At 73.4% G+C, this 2,777-nt stretch carries 4 protein-coding genes; 2 read left to right on the forward strand and 2 right to left on the reverse strand.

Annotation, left to right across the window (positions count from 1 at the left end; translation table 11 throughout):
• On the forward strand, window positions 1-978 hold a 978-nt coding region (locus tag VI078_07020), incomplete at its 5' end, for a (Fe-S)-binding protein (GenBank protein HEY5999042.1).
• On the opposite strand, the gene VI078_07025 is transcribed toward VI078_07020, so the two are convergent.
• Window positions 975-1,412 carry a PIN domain-containing protein gene (locus VI078_07025; protein HEY5999043.1) on the reverse strand — a complete coding sequence of 146 codons (438 nt, stop codon included), beginning with the start codon at window positions 1,410-1,412 and terminating at the stop codon, window positions 975-977. The two genes, VI078_07020 and VI078_07025, sit on opposite strands and share 4 nt — an antisense overlap.
• Window positions 1,409-1,672, reverse strand: coding sequence for an AbrB/MazE/SpoVT family DNA-binding domain-containing protein (locus tag VI078_07030; protein ID HEY5999044.1), 264 nt, complete (start codon window positions 1,670-1,672; stop codon window positions 1,409-1,411). The genes VI078_07025 and VI078_07030 overlap by 4 nt, the downstream gene beginning before the upstream one ends.
• Window positions 1,673-1,805: 133 nt before the next feature.
• Here VI078_07030 and VI078_07035 point away from each other — a divergent pair, with 133 nt between their 5' ends.
• A complete protein-coding gene (locus VI078_07035; GenBank protein HEY5999045.1) occupies window positions 1,806-2,717 on the forward strand; it encodes a protoglobin domain-containing protein in 912 nt (303 codons plus the stop codon).
• Window positions 2,718-2,777 lie beyond the last annotated feature (60 nt).

Raw genomic sequence — 2,777 nt, forward strand, 5'->3', positions numbered from 1 at the left:
CTCGGCGCCGGCGGGGCCGCCCAGCGCCTGGCCGTCCGTGCGCTGCGCCCGCTGCGCCGGGAGGGGGACGCGGGGCGCGCCTCGCTCTTCGACGCGCCGCTGCCGCCGCCGGATCCCGTCGGCCTGCGCGATCTGCTCCCCGCCTGCGAGCCGGACCAGGCGCTGCTGTTCGAGCCCGAGGGGGCGGCGGTGCGCACGGTCTTCTACTTCCCCGGCTGCGGCTCGGAGCGGCTCTACGGGCTCGTCGGCGCGGCGGCGCTGCACCTGCTCCTCGGGCGCGGGGCGCGCGTGGTGCTGCCGCCGCCGTACCTCTGCTGCGGCTTCCCGGCGTACGCGAACGCGCGCGCCGGCATGAACGGCCGCATCGGCCTGCGGGACGCCATCCTCTTCGCGCAGATCCGGGAGATGTTCAGCCACCTCACCTTCGAGGCCGTGGCCGTGACCTGCGGCACCTGCCGCGAGGCGCTGGCGGCGCTGGAGGCCGGGCGGATCTTCGGCTGCGCCGTCGCGGACGCCTCGCGCCTCGCGCTGGAGGCCGGCCCGCCGCTGGCGCTCGCCGGCGACTACCTCTACCACGCGCCCTGCCACGACTCGCTGGATGGCCGGGCCGCCGCGCTGCTCGCGGGCGCCGGCGCGCGGGTGGCGGCGGTGCCGCACTGCTGCTCGGAGGCCGGGACGCTGGCGCTCTCGCGGCCCGACATCGCGGGGGCGATGCGCCAGAGAAAGCGCGAGGCGCTGGCGGAGGCGCTTGCGGGGCGCGCGCCGGCAGGGTCGCAGGGGAGGGCGCAGGCGGGGCGCGCGCGGGGCGCGGTGCTGCTGACGAACTGCCCCTCGTGCCTCACCGGTCTCGGCCGCAACGCCGACCTGGGCGTCGCGCCGCGCCACATCGCGGTGGAGCTTGCCCGCGCGCTCTCGGGGGACGGCTGGCTCGAGCGCCTGCGCGGGCAGGTCCAGGCCGCCCAGGCCGTCCGCTTCTAGCAGGGCTCCTCGATCCGCAGCCCGCCCTCGGGGCAGACCCGCCGGAAGTCCTTGAGGTTGAAGGTCAGGAGCAGGTCGGCCCTGGCCCGGGTGGCGGCCTGGCACGCGAGGGCATCGTAGATGATGCCGCCGCAGAAGCCGAGGTCCGCGAGCCGGCGGACTGTCTCGCGGTAGTCTGCGACCGAGAGCGCCACGACGTCGGCGTGCGCCTCGACACTCTCCCGGACCAACCGGCCCGCGGCGGCCGGAGCGATCCGCGGGCTCACCGGCAGGGTCGTGAGCACGGCGAAGAGTTCCGCAAGGGTGTGGCCCGAGGTCAGGAGCCGGTCGCCGCCGGACCTCGCGCGCAGCAGGCGGGCGAACGCCCGCTCGTGTCGCGGATGCTCGCGGACCAGCGCGGCGACGAGGACCGAGGTGTCGAAATACACTCTCACCGGGACGCCATGCCGGACGTGTGGCGCATTCGCTCGCCCCGGGACTCGTTCACGGCCGCCTCCAGGTCGCCCGCGGCGGAGCCGGTGAAGATCAGGATGCCGTCCCTGAGCGCGAGCGCGGGTTCCTCGGCCACCGGCCGCAGCACGAGATGGTCCCCCTCCTCCTCGATCACGACGGCCGCCCCGGCGCGAAGCCCGAGCCGCGTGCGCAGAGACTTGGGCACGACCACCCGGCCAAAGCGGTCCAGCGTCGTCTTCATCGGCTCTCCTGTACCTGTCCCTTTGCCCCAATATCAATTGCCAATTGCCATCTGTCAACAGCATTCACTGGCCGGGAGCCGACCGGCGGGGCCGGACGCGCCGGACAATTTGCTATACTTCATATGGAGAATCATGCTCAGCGCCGCCAAGCTCAAGGAGCACTACGCCTTCACCGACGACGACGCCCGTCGCCTCGCGCTGCTGCGCCCCTTCATGGAGGCCGCGAAGGACCGCGTCGCCGAGGAGTTCTACCGCTTCGTCGTCGCGACGCCCGAGACCGCCGCCTTCGTCGAGGGGCAGCCGGAGCGCGAGACGCGCCACCGCGTCGCCCTCGCGTGGTGGTTCGCGCAGCTCTTCCGCGGCGAGTACGACGACCGCTACTTCCAGAACCTGGAGCGCATCGGCGCCACCCACGTGCGCATCGGCCTGCCCGGCCATTTCGTCAACGCCGCCGCGAGCCTGCTGCGCACGATCGGGCACGGGCTGATCCGCGCCAACATCGAGGAGCGCGCCGACGCCGCCGCGGCGGCGGAGTCCTTCGACCGGATCCTCGACATGAACCTCGACGTCCTCACCAGCTCCTACCGGGAGGCCGAGCTGCGCAAGGTGCTGGTGTCCGCCCGGCTCGACGAGAAGCTGCTCGTCGCCGCCGAGCGCTTCTCCTCGGCCCTCAAGCTGGTGCTGGTGCTCTCGCTGATGGGCATCTCGCTCGGGGTCGTGGCCGTCTTCGTGCGCGACGCCATGACCCTCGTCAGCCACCGCGACGTCCACAGCGTGCTCAGCGCCCTGGGCTCGCTGCTCGTGATCTGGGTCATGGTCGAGCTGATGGAGAACGAGATCCGCCAGTTGCGCGGCGGGCGCTTCAAGATCACCATCTTCCTCGGGGTGGCGCTGGTGGCGTTCATCCGGGAGATGCTCATCTCCTCGCTCGAGCCCCAGAGCGACCCGCGGGTCAACTGGTTCCTGCTCGGGGCGATCCTCACCATCGGCGTCGTCTACTGGCTGATCACCCGCGCCGAGGCCCAGCGGGGACCGGGCGCCTAGGCCGGGGCCGCCGGTGCCGCGCCTCGCCCCGCCGTCCCCGCGCGCCGTGCTGCGCGACCC

The organism is bacterium (assembly GCA_036524115.1).
GTDB lineage: Bacteria > JAUVQV01 > JAUVQV01 > JAUVQV01 > DATDCY01 > DATDCY01.

Excerpts from the sequence above, each read along its gene's own strand:
- VI078_07030 (HEY5999044.1), bottom strand. The coding sequence starts at position 1,672 with ATGAAGACGACGCTGGACCGCTTTGGCCGGGTGGTCGTGCCCAAGTCT.
- VI078_07035 (HEY5999045.1), top strand. The coding sequence starts at position 1,806 with ATGCTCAGCGCCGCCAAGCTCAAGGAGCACTACGCCTTCACCGACGAC.